Origin of the sequence: Ideonella azotifigens (assembly GCF_006519715.1) — a bacterium.
GTDB classification, from domain to species: Bacteria; Pseudomonadota; Gammaproteobacteria; order Burkholderiales; family Burkholderiaceae_C; genus Ideonella; species Ideonella azotifigens.
In genome coordinates, this window is sequence record NZ_VIDT01000924.1 from 1 (window position 1) to 1772 (window position 1772).

The window sequence follows — 1772 nt, forward strand, 5'->3', positions numbered from 1 at the left end:
CTCGATGCCCCAGGGCTCGAAGACCATGCGTGCCGGCTGGCCCGGCGCCAGCTCGAAGCGCAGCGAGCGCGGGCCAGCGCGCTCCTTGTGCTGGCGCAAGGTGGCGCACAGGTTGTGCAGGTCCATGGCATGCAGCTCCAGCACGGTGGCCGGCAGCGTCATCGCACTGGAGACCTGAAGGAAGCCGCGCACCCAGCTGTCGGGCAGGTCGATCTTCTCTTCGCGGAAGGCCGGGTCGCTGCCGGTGGCCACGCTGAAGCCGGCCGGGTCCACCTGGAAGCTCGTGGCCTTGTAGTCGCGAATCTTCTGGAACTCGTCGAACAGGCCGATGGAGTAGTCGATGTTGGTGGTGCCGCAGGCCATCTCCGCGGTGCGGCGGAACACGTTGTGGCTGACGCTCACTGCGCAGTAGCTGGACTCGTCCTGGCTGAAGGCCTCGAACAGCAGGCGCTCGGGATGCACCGTGATGACCGGATCCAGCACGTACCAGGCGTCGCGGTTGGCCAGGTAGAGCCAGTTGAAGTATTTCTGCCTTGCCGTGTAGAACGGGCGCAGCAGCGCGTCCTTCTGGTTGCGCAGGGTCTTCAGCTCGCTGGTGACGGCACTCGCCTCGGCACGCAGTGTTTGGGCCTGTTGCATGTACTGCGCGAGTAGCGTGTTCTCGTTGGCCTCCAGCCAGGTCTTGTAGGCCGAAGGGTCACGGCCGCGGTAGCGCTGGTCGCTCACCACCACCGAATGCAGCGCCGACAAGGCCTCGCGAAAGGCCAGGTGCATGCCGCCGCTGCGGCCCAGCTCGCCCTGGAAACTGGTGGGCGGGCGCAGCGTGTCGGGCGCGAGGCTGAAGGCCTGCGTGGCGTCGCTCGAATCGACCGAGGTGCTGCCGTAGTAGCGGTACTGGAACTTCATGCGCCCTCCGTGGCGTTGGCCGCGCTGCGCACCGGTGGCGGCGCCCAGGCGATGAAGGGCAGGGCGATCTGCGGGTGGCGCGCGGCAATGTCGCGCAGCCCGGCGATGTATTGCGGCTTGTCGGTCAGGCTGCAGGTCACCACCTGGCGCGCAAAGATCTCGGCCACCACTGCAGCGGCTTGCGGCGCGTCGCTCGCCTCACGCAGGAAGGCGGTGATGCGCGACTTGGCCACGCGGCCACGGTTCACTTGGCTCAGCACGGTCAGGAAGTAGGGCGTCAATTCGCGCAGGCGCGCCGCGAGCTGGGCGTCGTCGTCCCGGGGCAGTTCCAGAAGCCACTGGGTGACAAACAGCTGCACGCTGGCACTCGGGTGCTGGCTCAGCCGGGTGAGGCAAAGGCTGGCTTCGCCAGCGGCCATGCGGCGCACGAGCCGCGTGCGGCCCAGTGCCTGCACCCAGGGCTGCGGGTGGTCGACCCAGGCGATCAGCAGCTCGGGCGTCAGCGCTGCGTCCGGCAGGCGCTCGGCGAACAACTGGTGGGCGTAGGCACGGGCGTCGTCGAACAGCGTGTCGGCCAGCGGCAAGAGCTGGGCCGACTGTTCCGGGCTGGGCACGGCCGGCAGCGTGTGGTCGATCGCGGCCATGGCCCAGGCGCGCACCGAAGCGTCCGCATGGCGGGCCAGCGTGGCCTGCTGCTTCAGGCTGAACTCGGTGCTGGGCAATGATGCCAATGCCCAGGCGCCATAAAGCTGTGCACCGGCGCTTTGCGCATGCAGCGCGCGCCACGCGCCCGAGGCGTCGCACGCCGGGGCGTGGGGCTGCAGCGTGGTGGTGAGCCAGCGCAGCGCGTCCTCGTGCTGGCCTTC

Annotated in this window: 2 pseudogenes; both read right to left on the reverse strand. The window is 68.9% G+C overall.

The window, feature by feature from the left end:
• Nucleotides 1-906 (reverse strand): annotated as a pseudogene (locus FKP22_RS29270) (SWIM zinc finger family protein); the annotation flags it as partial.
• Nucleotides 903-1772: pseudogene (locus FKP22_RS33035) on the reverse strand (hypothetical protein); the annotation flags it as partial. The pseudogenes FKP22_RS29270 and FKP22_RS33035, both read right to left, overlap by 4 nt.